Below are 14,956 nucleotides of genomic sequence, written 5' to 3'. Positions count from 1 at the left end.
AGTCAACGATGTCTAGCCAAGTAAGTGGTGGTGAAATAAATTATCTTAATGCAGAAAAAGGCATTAAGTCGTGGCTCTATACCTTAGATCATAAACGCATCGGCATTATGTATCTATTTACGACTTTGTTTTTCTTCGCTTGTGGTGGCATTTTCGCTCTACTCATTAGAATTGAGCATCTCACACCTACCAAGACAATCATGGACCCTAATCAATACAATATCGCATTCACTCTTCATGGCGCGATAATGGTCTTTATGTTTATCATTCCAAACGTGCCTGCAGCTTTTGGAAACTTTTTACTTCCGATTATGATCGGCGCAAAAGACGTCGCATTTCCGAGATTAAATTTACTAAGTTATTATATTTTATGGGCTGGAGCACTACTTGCAGTTATATCAATCGTCGCTGGCGGAGTAGACACGGGTTGGACCTTCTACACACCTTACAGTATTCGCACAAGTACAGCGGTCATACTTATGGCCACAGGTGTGTTTGTCATGGGTTTCTCCTCTATTTTAACAGGGTTAAATTTTATTGCGACTGTTCATAAAATGAGAGCTCCTGGTTTAACATTTCATAAGTTGCCTTTATTTATCTGGGGCATTTACGCAACAGCAATCATTCAAGTTATCGCAACACCCGTTATTGCATTAACCGTTATACTTCTTGTAATGGAACGTGTGTTTGGTATTGGTTTTTTTGACCCTACACTTGGTGGGGATCCAATTTTGTTTCAGCATTTCTTTTGGTTTTATTCTCATCCTGCTGTTTACATTATGATTGTTCCAGGAATGGCTATTATTTCAGAAATTATTCCTGCATTTTCTAAAAAAACAATTTTTGGCTACAAGCCAATTGCGTATTCAAGTTTAGCTATCGCTTTTGCTAGTTTTATTGTTTGGGGTCACCATATGTTCGTAAGTGGCCAATCTTATTTAGCCAGCATGCTCTTCTCAGTTGCGACAATCATCATTGGTGTACCCACAGCAATTAAGATCATCAACTGGGTTGTAACCATGTACAAAGGCCAAGTCTCTTGGGATACACCCATGCTCTACGCCATGTGTTTTATCTTCATGTTTTCAATTGGCGGTTTGACAGGCCTTTTTCACATAGCACTTTCAGTTTCAGTACATCTCCATGACACATACTTTGTAGTGGCCCATTTTCATTACGTCATGATGGGTGGCACAGTCATGGCGATGTTTGGTGGCCTTTACTACTGGTGGCCTAAGATGTTTGGGGTCATGTATAATGAGAAATTAGGTCGCATAAGTGCAGCAATCATGTTTATCGGTTTTAACGTAACGTTTGGTTCGCAATTTATTTTAGGTAATCTAGGCATGCCACGACGTTATTTTGATTACATGCCAAGATATCAACCACTTCACATTGTCTCAACAGTAGGTTCTTGGTTTATCGCCTTAAGCTTCTTACTCACGATGGGAATTTTATTTTATTCACTAAAACGTGGAAAAAAGGCACCGATGAATCCATGGGGAGCAAAATCTCTTGAATGGACAATTTCATCACCTCCTCCAACTGAAAATTTTATTTCTGATCCAATCATTACAGAACCCTATCCGTATGGAACACCACCAGCACATGGAGGACATTCATGAGTTCTGACGAACACAAGCCTCATGTCGTTGAGGGAACAAATCACGTTATTCCTCATCACTTTCAAAGTGCATTTCATGAATTTGACGCTTCAAAATTTGGAATGTGGCTATTTCTAGTCACAGAGGTTTTGACATTTGGCGTTTTATTTGTGGCTTATGTAATGTTTCGAGCACTTAACCCTGAGATGTTTCACGAAGCCAGTCTCCATTTAAATAAATGGCTTGGTGGCTTAAATACGATCGTTTTACTTTTGAGCAGTCTCACGATGGCAAAAGCTGTAGGGTATGTTCAGCGTAATAATCGTAAACGTGCGGTGCAAATGCTCTGGATCACCTTGGCGTGTGCGGCCACTTTTATGGTGGTAAAATATTTTGAGTATTCACATAAATTTCACGAAGGTCTTTTAACTGCAAAATATTTTACGTTTAAAGGCTTTGAATCAGCTAATCCGGGTTTATTTTTCTCACTCTATTTTATGATGACGGGTCTTCACGGAATTCACGTCACTATTGGTATGGGTATTATCGCTTGGGTTTTGTGGCGCACAAGGCGAGGCGATTTTAACGAGAATTATTTTACACCGGTTGAATTAACCGCATTATTTTGGCATTTAGTAGACTTAATTTGGATTTATTTGTTCCCACTACTTTATCTGATTGGATGAGATCATGAGCGACAATCATAATCATGACGAACATAAACACCATGTAACACCATTTCCCTTATATCATAAGGTCTTTGCAGGACTTATAGGCCTTACGATATTAACAGTTGTAACATCTTTGTTTGATTTTGGAATGTTTAACATGGTTGTCGCAATGGGCATTGCGACACTTAAAGCAGGTCTTGTCATAGCGATTTTCATGCAGCTCAAATATGACAACCTATTTAACAAAGTCACTTTTTTATGTTCGTTTGTTTTTCTAGCGATTTTTATTATCATCACTGCAAGTGATCTTTTATTCAGACCCAATGTAGCTCCACTACAAATAGACACAAGTGCAAATGCGGCTGCTGTAGCAGGGCCTGATGTTCTCAATAAACTAAGAATTTCTACTCCAGATCAAATAGCAAAAGGCAAAACACTCTATGCTGTTCAATGTGCTACTTGTCACGGAGCTAACGGTCAAGGTGATGGAGCCGCTGCTGCTGCACTGAATCCAAAACCACGTGATTTCACTAGTGGCATTTGGAAATTTGGCGCATCCCCCACACGTGTGTTTACGACAATTACTAAAGGATCCCCCGGCACAGGCATGGCTGCATATGCGGGTTTATCTGCTGAAGATCGTTATGCACTCGTTCACTACGTGCGTAGTCTATCTCCAAAAACTCCAGCTGATACAGATGAAGATTTAAAAGCGGCCGGCCTTTTAGGCGGCTCAAGTGTTGTTGAGAAAGTTCAACAAACAGCTCACATTGATGTTGTATTAGAAAACATGGCAGAGCGTGATCAGGTTCCATTTCCTGAGCAAGAAGTAAGAAGCCCAAATCACCCAGGGGCAAAGATATTTAGCCAGCAATGCGCTCAGTGCCACGGCTTAAGTGCAATGGGTGCACCTGTGGTTAATATTGGCCTTAACCCACCTGTGCAGTTTATTTCTAAAAGCTGGGTAGATGCACAAGGTTCTTGGGTTGGAGATCGTGGAGCATTTGTAAATGTAGTCTCTCACGGTTTTCCAGGTAGCGGGATGCCAGGAATGTCAAATTTCTCAAATCAAGAGTGGTCAGATCTTCACGCCTATGTGAAACTTTTGACGACAAAATAAAGCAAAAGCATTACTTTAGATTATTTTTAAATCGGAAGATCCAGCATTGTCTGGGTAAATTCAATGCTTTTAGCTTTATATTGTTTAAGTAGTTTTTGAAATTCAGAGACCTTATTTTTTGGAATTTGTCCTTTTATTTTTAAATTAGCGGCAACTGATTTATCAATAAACTCAAAATATGTAGATAGCCGCAATACAAAATGCCTAAGCTCTAAGCTCGCCAACTGTTTTTGAAAAAAAGCTAATCTTAATAAAAAATCTTTTTTACTAATAGCTTTTGCTTCTATCTCTTTATATGAATCAGCTTTTATTGATTTGATTTTTATTAATTCTTTTTGAGTGTTATCAATAAATCGTTTAAACATATTTAAATCATAGCTAACCTCTAATAAATATTCAGAGACACTATAGTCATAGATACGCGCACGAGAAATTATCTCTCGAACAACTTCATCAGAGTCTCTTTTATCAACATTTAGATCACGCCCATTATGCTCTACTTCGTTAGTTAAACTTTTTAAAATTCCAGCAATTTCTTTTTCTGACACTTTCATTTCTGATTCATTTGCACTAATTAATTTAACTGTTTGATGAATTTCACTGTAGAGATACCCCGATCTATGAAAATCAGGCTCAATGGTCGCATGAGGTATAAGATGTTTAACTTTATTATATGATTCATTTAAAGAATCCATATGAGCATTAAAACCATCAAGTTCTAGGGCTAAACCTATATATCTACTAAACTCAAGTTCTGCCTGAGCATTCAGTAATTCAATATTATATTCTCTTTCACTTTGATTTGGTTTTATGCCGAAACTTGTCAAAGAAAACAGTCTTTGATCAAGATGCAGCTCATTACGTCGCATAATGATTGGCTTATGATTTTTATGAAGTATCTCTGCATTTGATAAATACATCTCTTGAATTTCTTTAAATTTATAGAGCTGTGCTTTATCAGAATTTAATACTTCAAATATAAAAATACAAAATTTGTTTTTAATTCCAGCCTGAGACTTTGGCGAAGCCAGCATTGTAATTAAGGTTATAAGTATTACTAAAATTGACAACACTACTGATGGCACAAATGCTCCTAATACTGCTAACCGGCTAACTGTATGTTTAGGATTAGTAGCAACCCCAATGCCACTGCTTTGTGTATTAGCTAGGCCTTTACTACATTTGAAGGCTATTTTTTAGATTTAGCAGTCATTTTTTTTTGACACTATGACTTAAAGGGGAACTATTTTACACTGCGTGACACTGTGACACTGTTGACTTGTCCCTTTTGCCGACATAAATAAGACATAGCAATTCATTTTCAAAGAGGACTTTTTATGCAAAAAATCACACTTATATTAATTACTTTTTTGGCCATTACTTCATGTACAAAAAAATCAGATAATAACGCAGCTAACAGCATCAATAATACCCCAACACTTTCTGTAATCGGCGAATCCATGCAGTTTGATAAAACAGAACTCACCGTAAAAGCTGGCGAAAAAGTAACACTTATTTTTAAAAACCCTTCAACGACACTTGAACATAATTGGCTGCTCACACAAAAAGGTAAAGAGAATGATATTGGTCTTGCTGGAATCAAAGTCGGCAAGGCAAAACAATTTGTTCCTGATGATCCAGCAGTTCTAGCCCACACCCGCTTAGTAGAACCCGGTGGCCAAGACACCATCACCTTCACAGCCCCTCCGGCTGGTGATTACCCCTACATTTGTACTAATGCAGGACATCACATGGTGATGAAAGGGATCCTTCATTCAAAATAAAATATTCACCACTTGACCTCAAAAGCCAGCCTCGACATACTTAGCTCAAGAAGATTTCATTTCTAAGAGTGGTAATTCTTAGAGATGTAAAGACGTTAAACTGATTTCTTAGAGTTTTTGATTCTATGAGATCTCAACTGAAAGGATACCTCCTATGGAGACCACTGGCCTTGGCCCTGAATCCTCGCCCTCATCGGAACGTTTCACAGCACTTAAATCAGCAATAAATTCACCACAAAGAAAGATTGAAAAGATGACCTCTGCTAATGGTAAACCGGCACCCATATCGGAATACTTTGGTATAAACACATTTGGCCTTGCTCACATGCGCGAAAAACTTCCAAAAGATGCATATCAAGGTTTACTTGCCACACTTGATAAAGGCAAAAAACTTCAAAAAGAAACAGCTGAATCAATCGCCACAGCCATTAAAGAATGGGCCGTAAGTAAAGGGGCAACTCACTTTTGCCACTGGTTTCAACCCATGACTGGCCTCACAGCTGAAAAACATGATGCGTTTATAACCATTCAATACAATCATCACTCAGAACTAAGAGTCATTGAGCGTTTCACTGGGGGGCAACTTATTCAAGGTGAACCTGATGCCTCAAGTTTTCCTTCTGGCGGAATGAGATCCACATTTGAAGCTCGAGGTTATACGGCCTGGGATCCCAGCTCTCCATTATTTATCATCGAAGATGAAGGCGGAAAAACACTTTGTATTCCTACTGTGTTTGTCGGTTACCACGGCCAAGCTTTAGATAATAAAACTCCACTTTTAAGATCAGTTGAAGCCCTATCAAATGAAGCTTGTGAGTTTTTAAAGCTCATTGGCGATGTCGATGTTAAACGCATCACTGCAACTTTGGGCGCTGAACAAGAATATTTTCTCATAGATAAAAACTATGTCGCTCTCAGACCCGATCTTATCATGACAGGTCGCACACTTTTAGGCTCCCCTTCAACACGTGGTCAACAACTTGAAGATCATTATTTCGGATCAATCCCACGTCGAATTTTAAATTTCATGCAAGAAGCTGAGTTTGAACTTTATAAATTAGGGATCCCCATTAAGACCCGTCACAATGAAGTTGCTCCCGCCCAATATGAATTAGCTCCCATATTTGAAGACGTAAATATCTCAACAGACCACAATCTTTTAAGTATGGAAGTTATCAGACGAACTGCTCTTCGCCATGGCCTTGTGTGTTTACTGCATGAAAAACCTTTTGCCGGAATCAACGGATCAGGAAAACACAATAACTGGTCAATGAGTAATGACAAGGGTGAGAACTTGCTTGAACCAGGAATCACACCTCACCAAAACTTAAGATTTTTAGCCGTATTATCGATTATACTTAAAGCGGTTAATGATAATTCAGCTGTAATTAGAGCCTCCATTGCTACCCCGGGTAATGATCACAGACTCGGTGCAAATGAAGCGCCGCCAGCGATTATTTCTGTGTTCTTAGGCAGTTTACTTGGTGAAATTTTAGATAGCATTGAAGCTGGTGAAGTTGCTCAAGCCACTGAAAGTCAACTCATCGATCTAGGTGTGAGTAAAGTTCCTAATATTTCTAAAGACTATACTGATCGTAATCGCACCAGCCCCTTTGCATTCACGGGGAATAAATTTGAATTTAGAGCCGTTGGTTCCTCTGCGAACGTGGCCGTACCGATGTCTATTCTCAACGCCGCGGTTGCGCAGTCATTTAAAGAAGCAAGCAGTCGTTTAAAAGAGCTGCTTAAGAAAAAACCAACTCGTGACGAAGCGGTCATGGAGATGATCAGAGAGTATGTTAAAGAAACAAAAAACATCCGCTTTGAAGGAAATGGTTACTCTGAAGAATGGCGTAAAGAAGCTAAAAAACGGGGCCTTCCAATTTTGAATACTTCAGCTGAAGCGCTTGAAGTCTTTAAAGACACAAAAGCCACAGCTTTTTTATCAGAACAAAAAGTGCTCTCAACAGAAGAGATCGCAAGTCGTTATCATATTGCTGTTGAAAGATACGTGAAGACTCTTGAGATTGAGCTTATGACATTAAGTGAACTCACAACGAGTCATGTGATTCCAGCAATTGAGAAACAACTGAGACAGCTTCAAGCCACTAACTCAGCTATTACCAATGCGTCTTTAAAAAAGGTCCATTCAGAACGTCTAAAAACTTTAGAACATGTTTTTGAAGAAGTTTTAACGGGCCTTGATGATTTAGAAGCACTCATCACTAAAAGCCGTGAAGGCCATGATGAATCACAAAAGATGAAATTTATCGCAACCAACGCAGTTCCAAGTGCGGCTAAACTGCGCGATGCCTGTGATCATGCAGAGCGCTTAGTTGCTGATGAATTATGGCCACTTCCGAAGTACCGCGAAATGTTATTTACCAGCGCTTTATCATAATCATTTGAAAAGACATGATAGGCAGAATCTTTTAGATTCTGCCTATTTTTTAGTCATTTTTTAAAACATTCATACTTTTAGTTTTACGACCTTGGTACCGAAAAGCCTAGTAGAAGAGGTAATTCATGGGTACACCGGTTTTAAAAACAAGTAGAAGAGCTGCGAGACGCTATCGATACGCTCGCAAAGAACACAAGATCATCCGCTTTGCTTCACCTCGAAACAAACGAATCAGTACCACTCAAATCTTTGATATTTCAGAATCAGGTGTGTCATTTACAACTGCAATTAAAATTGCGCCTCGTATTGGTGAAATTATAAAAATGGATTTCTCTCCAATGCCAGGATACCAAATCGCATGTACAGGGCGTGTAGCTCGCATCGAGGAACCAACTCAAAATGCCCACTGGGCAAAGTTTCCCGATACCGTAAAAGTAGGCGTGTCATTTTTAAACATGCCTCTAGCCTATCGACGCACGTTAGCACAAAGCCTTAGGAGCGCATTTCAAAATCTTGAATCACAAAAGCACTCGCGTAACCCATTTTTTAATTTTAACATCAGGCAAACCTGGCTTTACCAAAATTTTGCCTCGGTAATTATTAGCTTCGTACTTTTAGGTGGACTTGCTTGGGGAACGTATTACATCTTAACAATGATTGATATTAAACGCCCGCGACAGAAAGCTGACTGGGCTGAAGGCTTTTTTAATAAAGTAATTGAGAAACAAAATCGCTAAAAAAGTACCAAAATCTGATTTCCTCTCGAGAAAAAGTCAATTCCCCTCGTAAAAACCAGTCATTTTGGTCATTTTCCCTCGGAAATACCTCGAGAAACACAATTTTATGCTTGCACGACGTCCGATAAGGCTGTTTCATAGTAGATGCAAAATAAGAATAATTAACCGCGGCGTCCTTATTACTCGGACGTCAATAAAAGGAGCTCAAAAATGGCTGCTAAGAAAAAAGTTGCAAAGAAGCCCGTAAAAAGAAAAGCTGGCGGAGCGTTCATGAAACCATTAACACCCAGCTCATTATTAGCTGAAGTTGTTGGTTCAAAAGACCTTCCCCGCACTGAAGTTGTTAAAAAATTGTGGGTATACATCAAAAAGCACGGCCTACAAGATGCAAAAAACCGTCGCATGATCAATGCTGATGAGAACTTGAAGCCTATTTTTGGCGGCAAAAAACAAGTAAGCATGTTTGAAATGACCAAATATGTAAGCAAACACCTCAGCTGATTTAACTCTTAAAGATAGAGTTTATAAAAGCCGCACATTGTGCGGCTTTTTATTTTGTAGATTACTTTAAGTGATACTGAACTTCACCTTTGAATAATTACTTTAATATTTCAAGGAACTTCTGTGAGTAATTCTTTAAGCTCATGAATCACATGATGAAGTTGAGGCACACTATTATCTTCTAAGACTGGGTGTAAACCAATTCCTGGAAGATGTTTCCCCGCAATCACTCTTGGCTTGGCATCAAGATGATAAAATAATTCTTCTACAGTACGTCGTAAAAGATGTTCACCAAAATTTGAAATTTCTGTGTCTTCATTTACAAATATAACTCGTCTTGTTTTCATGACAGAATTTTTAATCATTTGCCAATCGTACGGGTACAATGACCTTAGATCTATCACTTCAACGCTATGGCCTTGGGAACTAAGCTCCTCAGCTGCTTGCATGCAAACAGGTAATAACCTACCCCAACTCACTACAGTTGCGTGATCACCCGTTCGTGTGATTTTACCTTGCCCAATGGGCACACTAAAATCAGTAACCTTTGGCCATTGTGGTTTCCATTTTGATCGATCTCCTAATGGAGCATCTATCATGTTTTTAAGATCTTTTTCATTTTCAGGTTCACCAGGTATAAGCTCATCACCTCTCACACGTAAAAGTGCTTTGGGTTTAAGAAACAATACCGGATTATTTTCTTTCATCGCAGAAATCAAAAGACCATAGGCATCAAGACTATTTGAGGGCATGACAATTTTCCAACCAGGAAGTCGCGTTGCCCAAGAATCAAAACTATGACTATGATAGAGTGAACCTCGAATACCAGAACCCACAGGCGTCATAACAGTCATAGCAATAGGAAACTGACCATAAGTTGCCCAGCAGGTGTTTCCACCAATTTTTAAAAGATCAATGGTATTAAAAATATAATCGCAAAACTGAATCTCAGCAACACACCGACTCCCCGCCATCGCAAGGCCAATAGCCATGCCGATGATTCCACGTTCATCGAGTGGAGTATTCCAGGTGGTTTTTAAACCTTGGGTTGCAGTAAAAACACCACCCAATGGAGGGCCTACGTCTTGGCCAAAAATGTTTTTAACACCGAGATTTTCTTCACCGTAGTGGAGCGCCATTCGAATTGCTTGTGCCATGTTTGCCATAAGCTTTAAAATTTTCTCCAATCAGCGTTTTCGTTATCTGCATAAACATATTCCCAAATTGACTCAGCCGTAGGCGCAGGTTCTGTTCGAGCCTGGTTAAGTGCCTTCATGCTTTCATCTTGATACTTATCCCAGATTTCTTTGATTTTACTTTCAGTTAGCAGTTTTTGTTTAACTAGTTTTTGCTCTAAAATTTTAATGCAATCTGCTTCTTGAGTAACAAAATTGGCTCCAGATGCAGATGAATGACCATACAGTCTTGATACATTTGCTTGAAGTAAATAGGGCTTTTTTTCTTTTCTAATATATGCAAATGCCTCGCTCAAAGCATTCCAAGATTCTTCAACATCGTTACCATCAATAACGGCAGTTTTTATTCCAAAAGCTTTTCCACGATCGGCGATATTTTTTTCACCATGTTGGCCTTCATAGGGTGTTGAAATACCCCAATGATTATCTTGCACTAGGATGAGCATTGGAAGTTCCTCTAGAGGCCGACTCGCCCAAACTAGACACGATGCGAAATCAGATTCTGCGGTTCCAGCGTCTCCACCGGTTACCACAGTAATACCACTACCCCCATGTTGTTTTTGTGCAAGGGCAGTCCCTAAGGCAATGGAATATTGAACTTCAATGGGTGATGAAATGGGTGCAACGTTCCACTCTGGAATCGCATAGTGATTGCAAAAATTGCGACCATGAGAAGATTTATCGGTCGCAAGGTTTTTCATCATCCTAACGGAGTCAATCATTTCTAATCCCATTGCAATAAGCACTGGGGTTGATCGGTAATGCCCATGAAACCAGTCATAATCAAGGCCTTGCCCCTTTTTAAGAAGCATGCCCAGAGTTACGTCAAAAGCTTCCTGACCGGGTCCGCCGATCCAGAAAAACCCTTCACCTGATTTATAAATTTTAATAAGGCGTTCTTCTAAAACACGCGATTTGACCATGAGTTCATAGATCTCAAGCAAAGGTGGTTTTCTAGCGACGGCCATTTTTACTCTCCCTATAAGTCGATAACGGCCTATTATGTCGCGATTTAGGTTGATGTCAATGCTCTAAGAAGTCACAGACCATTTCACTTGCAAGACTAGTAATTTTGCTATTAGTTCACCCTGGGTAAGTCAATCGGGGGATCCATGAAATTTCTTTTAAGCTTTTTTAGCCTTATACTTTTAAACAACACAGCTTTTGCTGAGCCGACATACTTACCCGAAACAGAAGTCATTTCAGCAGAAGTAAACGCCATGAGAGATCTCGTTGATGCCCACATCATCACTGGAAATGCAAAAGCTCTTCATGAAGGGTTACTTGACCTCTATGCACTTAAAAAGGCAGAAAGAAATGGTGATTATGCGCAGGTAAAGCGAATACTCAAGGGCCGCGATCGCGCCTGTTTTAATGATCAAGAACTCAACTATTACGCAACGAACGAACTCACAGGAAAAGAACTTCAAACTAAAGAAGTTGTTTTAACATTTGATGATGGCCCCCACCCTACCCTTACTATTGCGATGGCTAATCTTTTAGAACGAAATCGTATTGACGGGACTTTTTTTCAAGTTGGAAGAAATATAAAAGCATACCCTCATGTAAGCCAAGAACTTCACTCCAGGGGATTTCTTTTAGCAAATCATAGCTGGAGTCATCAAAACTTTAAAAATCTCAGTGATGCTTCTATCAATGCTCAAATTGATAACACCCAAAATATTTTATTATCAGTAATGGGTGGCATAGATTCACTTAATCAGTTTTATCGAAATCATTTTGCCCAAGGTTTTGATCTTAATCGAGTACTACAGGCTCCTGAATTTCTTAGAACACCTTATGGTTCTAGAGACAAACGCGTACTTGATCTAATTTTAGCAAATACTGTTAGCCAGACATGTCGAGGTTCTGAGTGTAGACCAAATCGCCTTAATCACGCCATGTGGCTTATTGATTCACTTGATTGGTCTGATAAAAATCCAGTGAGTATTACAAATCGTGTTTTTAAACAATTAGGTATGTACGGAAATCGTGGGATAATTTTATTTCATGAGATACATCCCCAAACCTATAAAGCCTTAGAAATTATAATTCCAAGACTCATAGTTGAAGGCTATCGCATCGTCACAATCTATGATGCTCTTAAAGCTCAAAAAATGACACGAATTGATCCACCAGGAAGTATTAGACTCAGAGCACTTTAATTTTCCAGCATCTGTCTTAGACGACAACTTTGTGTTTGATTGGCTTTACCTAAACGTGAGGCTGCTTCAATAATGGCAAGCCTTACTTCAGGTGCTACGCCATTAAGACCCCAAAATTCATTAACAATGGCTGTAGCATTTGAAGCTTTGCAACCACTGTAGGCAAGGAGCATTCCAAAGAGTGTGGGACCTCGGTGTTTCATTCCATTGCAGCCAACTGAAATGTAGCGATGTTTTTGGGCACATGTCACAAAATTATTCATCCCTTGATCAAAAAGTGGAGCTGCTAAACTCATGTATTGAGAAATTATTTGCTCAGAAGCCTGACTACTTGGATGTGGCAAATATTTATAATTAAAATTCCACCATGCAAAAACATTTCCGCGATTCACATACCAAGTACAATAACCTTCTTGATCACTTGCTGTAGAATTTTGCATTGCAAGATTTTTAACGCTATTTGCACTTGAAACCCCGATTGCAAGACCCGCTAAAGTTACTTGCCCTACTTTAAAAACATGAGCACGCAAAATTCTATCTGTAATAGGTTTTTCGAGTGATCTAAAAACTTGAGGTGTACAATAGGCCGGCTCATTCTCACCACATACTTGAGCCTGAGTGTTTGAAGAAATCAAACCAGACATGATAATTATCAAACTCAATAGCTTCATAACGCCCCCTCATTAATTTAGTAAGCATAATACTAATGAGCTACTAATTTCCAAGCTAGTAAATAATCAAATTCCTGCTGGAACCATTATAGGGATGAGCATCGGCTCAAGATGTCGGGCCGCATCAGAAGTAATGGGCATTTGATCTTGAATTTTTGATTGTTCAAGTTTTGGAAGTTTTTCTTTTTGACGCCGTCTATAATCTTCATAAGCGCCAGTCCATTTATTATATCCAAGATATCCAGCCGATTGATCAATCACTACAAATGCGTATCCAAGAAGTCTGAATTTACTATTGCCTGTTTGCTTAGCGAGTTCTTTAGCATGTTGTCTTACGACCCCATCTGCTAAAGTTTGACCGTTGCCAATGGTAGTTTCCCAAAGAGTATCCCCTGCGATACGGCCTGGATCACTTTCTTTTTTAATCCAAATATTAGTTGCAACAGAATTACCCATAGATAAGAAAAAGCAAGTGACGTAGCTTTTCATATTTCTACCCATGCTTGTATGAACAACCGTCTGCATATTTGTTTCTGAAAACATAAATAATAGATTTTGTCTCATCTCACGATTATTCCAAATATTCTGAGCGATCTTAAATGGATTTGGGTCTTTGATTTCATCCCAATGATCTTGAGCCTCAATCGCCGTTTGAATAGAAAAATTAAAAGCTACGTAACCTTTGTCTGCCCACCAAGCTTGCAGAACTTTTGCGGTGACTTGTCTTGCGATGATGGCTTGATTATATAAATGTACACGTTTAAGTGTAGAAATAGTTGCTCCGCGAGTGGCAGCATAACGAGCAACAATAGCTTGTCCTGATTTTATGCGTGCTAAACGTGCTGCAGCTTGCTCTCGTGCTAAATTAACACTGGCATAATATGCAGCACAACGTGAATAAAGCGCTCGACCGGTTGAAGTTTTTAAAAGCGGTGCCATTGCGATTATGGACATTTTAGAAAAAACAGGTTTTAAAACAGGGCCTAGTAGCGAAATACTTTTAAGAATTACTCCACCAAGAAATTGAAAACTCATATCTCCTGCAACACCCTTATAGGCATCGGGCAATCCAATATTTGAAATATCATCAGCGATGGCCATCCATTCGTTTGAAATGGCTTGATATAATGCTAACTGCTCATGGCCATCAATTTTTTCTTCTTTTATTAAATTTGCAACGCGTTTTTCTAGGCTTAATACATTAAGCTGTCTTGCTAAAAGACCGTCTTTAAAACCTGAATTCAATGAGTCTGAGATAAAAGCAATTGAAGGAATAGAATCAAAAACTAATTGCGTCATACTTCGATTATGAATTCCTAATTCATGCATTAACGAAAAAGCCGCATCCCAACCGTCTTTTCTTTTAGAAACACGATCAATTGATTTTGATGTTCCTGATGATTGCGAGGGGAAATAAGTTGTCCAGCTGGTGACTGAGAATGGGACGTCATTTACAGTTAACGGAAACCAAGTGTCCATGAAACCATCAAAATCAAGGTCTCGCCCGATCAAAACTGAAATGTGTGTGTCCATTAAAAGAGTTCGAGATTCTTCTAACTCATAACGAAGTTGACGTTCACTATTTCCATGAGTGTAACTTTCAAAAATTTTAAATGTGAGACGCTCTTTAGCGCCTGATAAGATATGAGTGGCAATCAATTTCTCAGGGCCCGCACCAACACCAAGCTTCTCACCTGGAGACGCTGTGTGCGCAAGTGCTTGCACTGACAACTGTAGACAAAATAAACTAATAAGCAAAAGTTTCAAAATACGTACCTCAGTTTGTGACAATGCCAATAAGAGCAAAGTACAGACCTAGCTTAAAAGAAAACAACGCCCCTTCCGCAGGGTAAGGCTCGATAATAATTACGTGCTGTGACTATTTACGGCGGTTCCAACTTGAGGATTTGGTCGTGGCACTGGTGAGTGGTGCGTGTTTTTGGTGTTGGTGTTGGTGTTGGTGTTGGTGTTGGTTTTGGTGTTGGTGTTGGTGTTGGTTTTGGTGTTGGTGTTGGTTTTGGTGTTGGTGTTGGTGTTGGTGTTGGTGTTGGTGTTGGTGTTGGTGTTGGTGTTGGTGTTGGTGTTGGTGTTGGTGTTGGTGTTGGG

At 39.3% G+C, this 14,956-nt stretch carries 14 protein-coding genes; 9 read left to right on the top strand and 5 right to left on the bottom strand.

Annotated elements, in window-relative coordinates; all coding sequences use genetic code 11:
• Nucleotides 1-8: 8 nt before the first annotated feature.
• From SGI74_06065 to SGI74_06055, 3 genes are read left to right on the top strand one after another with little or no spacing between them, the layout of a single operon-like run.
• A complete protein-coding gene (locus tag SGI74_06065; GenBank protein ID MDZ4677059.1) occupies nt 9-1,625 on the top strand; it encodes a cbb3-type cytochrome c oxidase subunit I in 1,617 nt (538 codons plus the stop codon).
• Nucleotides 1,622-2,290 carry a cytochrome c oxidase subunit 3 family protein gene (locus SGI74_06060; GenBank protein ID MDZ4677058.1) on the top strand — a complete coding sequence of 223 codons (669 nt, stop codon included), beginning with the start codon at nt 1,622-1,624 and terminating at the stop codon, nt 2,288-2,290. Before SGI74_06065 ends, SGI74_06060 begins: the two co-directional genes overlap by 4 nt.
• 4 nt (nt 2,291-2,294) lie before the next feature.
• Complete coding sequence (locus SGI74_06055; GenBank protein ID MDZ4677057.1) at nt 2,295-3,395, top strand: c-type cytochrome; 1,101 nt, start codon at nt 2,295-2,297, stop codon at nt 3,393-3,395.
• Between the two features lie 26 nt (nt 3,396-3,421).
• Here SGI74_06055 and SGI74_06050 read toward each other — a convergent pair whose 3' ends face one another.
• The gene (locus SGI74_06050) at nt 3,422-4,480 is read right to left on the bottom strand and encodes a hypothetical protein (GenBank protein ID MDZ4677056.1); all 1,059 of its coding nucleotides are present in this window, start codon (nt 4,478-4,480) and stop codon (nt 3,422-3,424) included.
• Nucleotides 4,481-4,732: 252 nt separating this feature from the next.
• On the opposite strand from SGI74_06050, the gene SGI74_06045 reads away from it, so the two are divergent.
• The 4 genes from SGI74_06045 to SGI74_06030 all read left to right on the top strand — a co-directional run bounded on the left by SGI74_06045 (nt 4,733) and on the right by SGI74_06030 (nt 8,818).
• Nucleotides 4,733-5,179, top strand: a complete 447-nt coding sequence (locus SGI74_06045; protein ID MDZ4677055.1) for a plastocyanin/azurin family copper-binding protein — start codon at nt 4,733-4,735, stop codon at nt 5,177-5,179.
• A gap of 154 nt (nt 5,180-5,333) precedes the next feature.
• On the top strand, nt 5,334-7,580 hold the full coding sequence (locus tag SGI74_06040) for a glutamine synthetase III (protein ID MDZ4677054.1): 2,247 nt from the start codon (nt 5,334-5,336) through the stop codon (nt 7,578-7,580).
• A gap of 125 nt (nt 7,581-7,705) precedes the next feature.
• Nucleotides 7,706-8,317 carry a PilZ domain-containing protein gene (locus tag SGI74_06035; protein ID MDZ4677053.1) on the top strand — a complete coding sequence of 204 codons (612 nt, stop codon included), beginning with the start codon at nt 7,706-7,708 and terminating at the stop codon, nt 8,315-8,317.
• 210 nt (nt 8,318-8,527) lie between these two features.
• Nucleotides 8,528-8,818: an SWIB/MDM2 domain-containing protein gene (locus SGI74_06030; GenBank protein ID MDZ4677052.1), complete on the top strand. Its 291-nt coding sequence runs from the start codon at nt 8,528-8,530 to the stop codon at nt 8,816-8,818.
• Nucleotides 8,819-8,928: 110 nt separating this feature from the next.
• On the opposite strand, the gene SGI74_06025 is transcribed toward SGI74_06030, so the two are convergent.
• Entirely contained in the window at nt 8,929-9,984 is a 1,056-nt protein-coding gene (locus SGI74_06025) for a transketolase C-terminal domain-containing protein (protein ID MDZ4677051.1), read from the bottom strand.
• Nucleotides 9,985-9,989: 5 nt separating this feature from the next.
• A complete protein-coding gene (locus SGI74_06020) occupies nt 9,990-10,982 on the bottom strand; it encodes a thiamine pyrophosphate-dependent dehydrogenase E1 component subunit alpha (protein ID MDZ4677050.1) in 993 nt (330 codons plus the stop codon).
• Nucleotides 10,983-11,126: 144 nt separating this feature from the next.
• Here SGI74_06020 and SGI74_06015 point away from each other — a divergent pair, with 144 nt between their 5' ends.
• On the top strand, nt 11,127-12,179 hold the full coding sequence (locus SGI74_06015; protein ID MDZ4677049.1) for a polysaccharide deacetylase family protein: 1,053 nt from the start codon (nt 11,127-11,129) through the stop codon (nt 12,177-12,179).
• On the opposite strand, the gene SGI74_06010 is transcribed toward SGI74_06015, so the two are convergent.
• A complete protein-coding gene (locus SGI74_06010) occupies nt 12,176-12,850 on the bottom strand; it encodes a hypothetical protein (protein ID MDZ4677048.1) in 675 nt (224 codons plus the stop codon). The two genes, SGI74_06015 and SGI74_06010, sit on opposite strands and share 4 nt — an antisense overlap.
• Nucleotides 12,851-12,916: 66 nt before the next feature.
• Nucleotides 12,917-14,581, bottom strand: coding sequence for a hypothetical protein (locus SGI74_06005; GenBank protein ID MDZ4677047.1), 1,665 nt, complete (start codon nt 14,579-14,581; stop codon nt 12,917-12,919).
• A gap of 195 nt (nt 14,582-14,776) precedes the next feature.
• Here SGI74_06005 and SGI74_06000 point away from each other — a divergent pair.
• The coding region (locus SGI74_06000; protein ID MDZ4677046.1) for a hypothetical protein at nt 14,777-14,956 on the top strand (180 nt) is incomplete at its 3' end.

It is taken from the genome of Oligoflexia bacterium (genome assembly GCA_034439615.1).
In the GTDB taxonomy this organism is placed as follows: Bacteria; Bdellovibrionota; Bdellovibrionia; order JABDDW01; family JABDDW01; genus JAWXAT01.
Note: the sequence above shows the minus strand (reverse complement) of the source record. Positions and strands in the feature narration are given on the sequence as shown.

Coding starts and splice junctions, on each gene's coding strand:
- SGI74_06065 (MDZ4677059.1), top strand. CDS start 9: ATGTCTAGCCAAGTAAGTGGTGGTGAAATAAATTATCTTAATGCAGAA.
- SGI74_06060 (MDZ4677058.1), top strand. CDS start 1,622: ATGAGTTCTGACGAACACAAGCCTCATGTCGTTGAGGGAACAAATCAC.
- SGI74_06055 (MDZ4677057.1), top strand. CDS start 2,295: ATGAGCGACAATCATAATCATGACGAACATAAACACCATGTAACACCA.
- SGI74_06045 (MDZ4677055.1), top strand. CDS start 4,733: ATGCAAAAAATCACACTTATATTAATTACTTTTTTGGCCATTACTTCA.
- SGI74_06040 (MDZ4677054.1), top strand. CDS start 5,334: ATGGAGACCACTGGCCTTGGCCCTGAATCCTCGCCCTCATCGGAACGT.
- SGI74_06035 (MDZ4677053.1), top strand. CDS start 7,706: ATGGGTACACCGGTTTTAAAAACAAGTAGAAGAGCTGCGAGACGCTAT.
- SGI74_06030 (MDZ4677052.1), top strand. CDS start 8,528: ATGGCTGCTAAGAAAAAAGTTGCAAAGAAGCCCGTAAAAAGAAAAGCT.
- SGI74_06025 (MDZ4677051.1), bottom strand. CDS start 9,984: ATGGCAAACATGGCACAAGCAATTCGAATGGCGCTCCACTACGGTGAA.
- SGI74_06020 (MDZ4677050.1), bottom strand. CDS start 10,982: ATGGCCGTCGCTAGAAAACCACCTTTGCTTGAGATCTATGAACTCATG.
- SGI74_06015 (MDZ4677049.1), top strand. CDS start 11,127: ATGAAATTTCTTTTAAGCTTTTTTAGCCTTATACTTTTAAACAACACA.
- SGI74_06010 (MDZ4677048.1), bottom strand. CDS start 12,850: ATGAAGCTATTGAGTTTGATAATTATCATGTCTGGTTTGATTTCTTCA.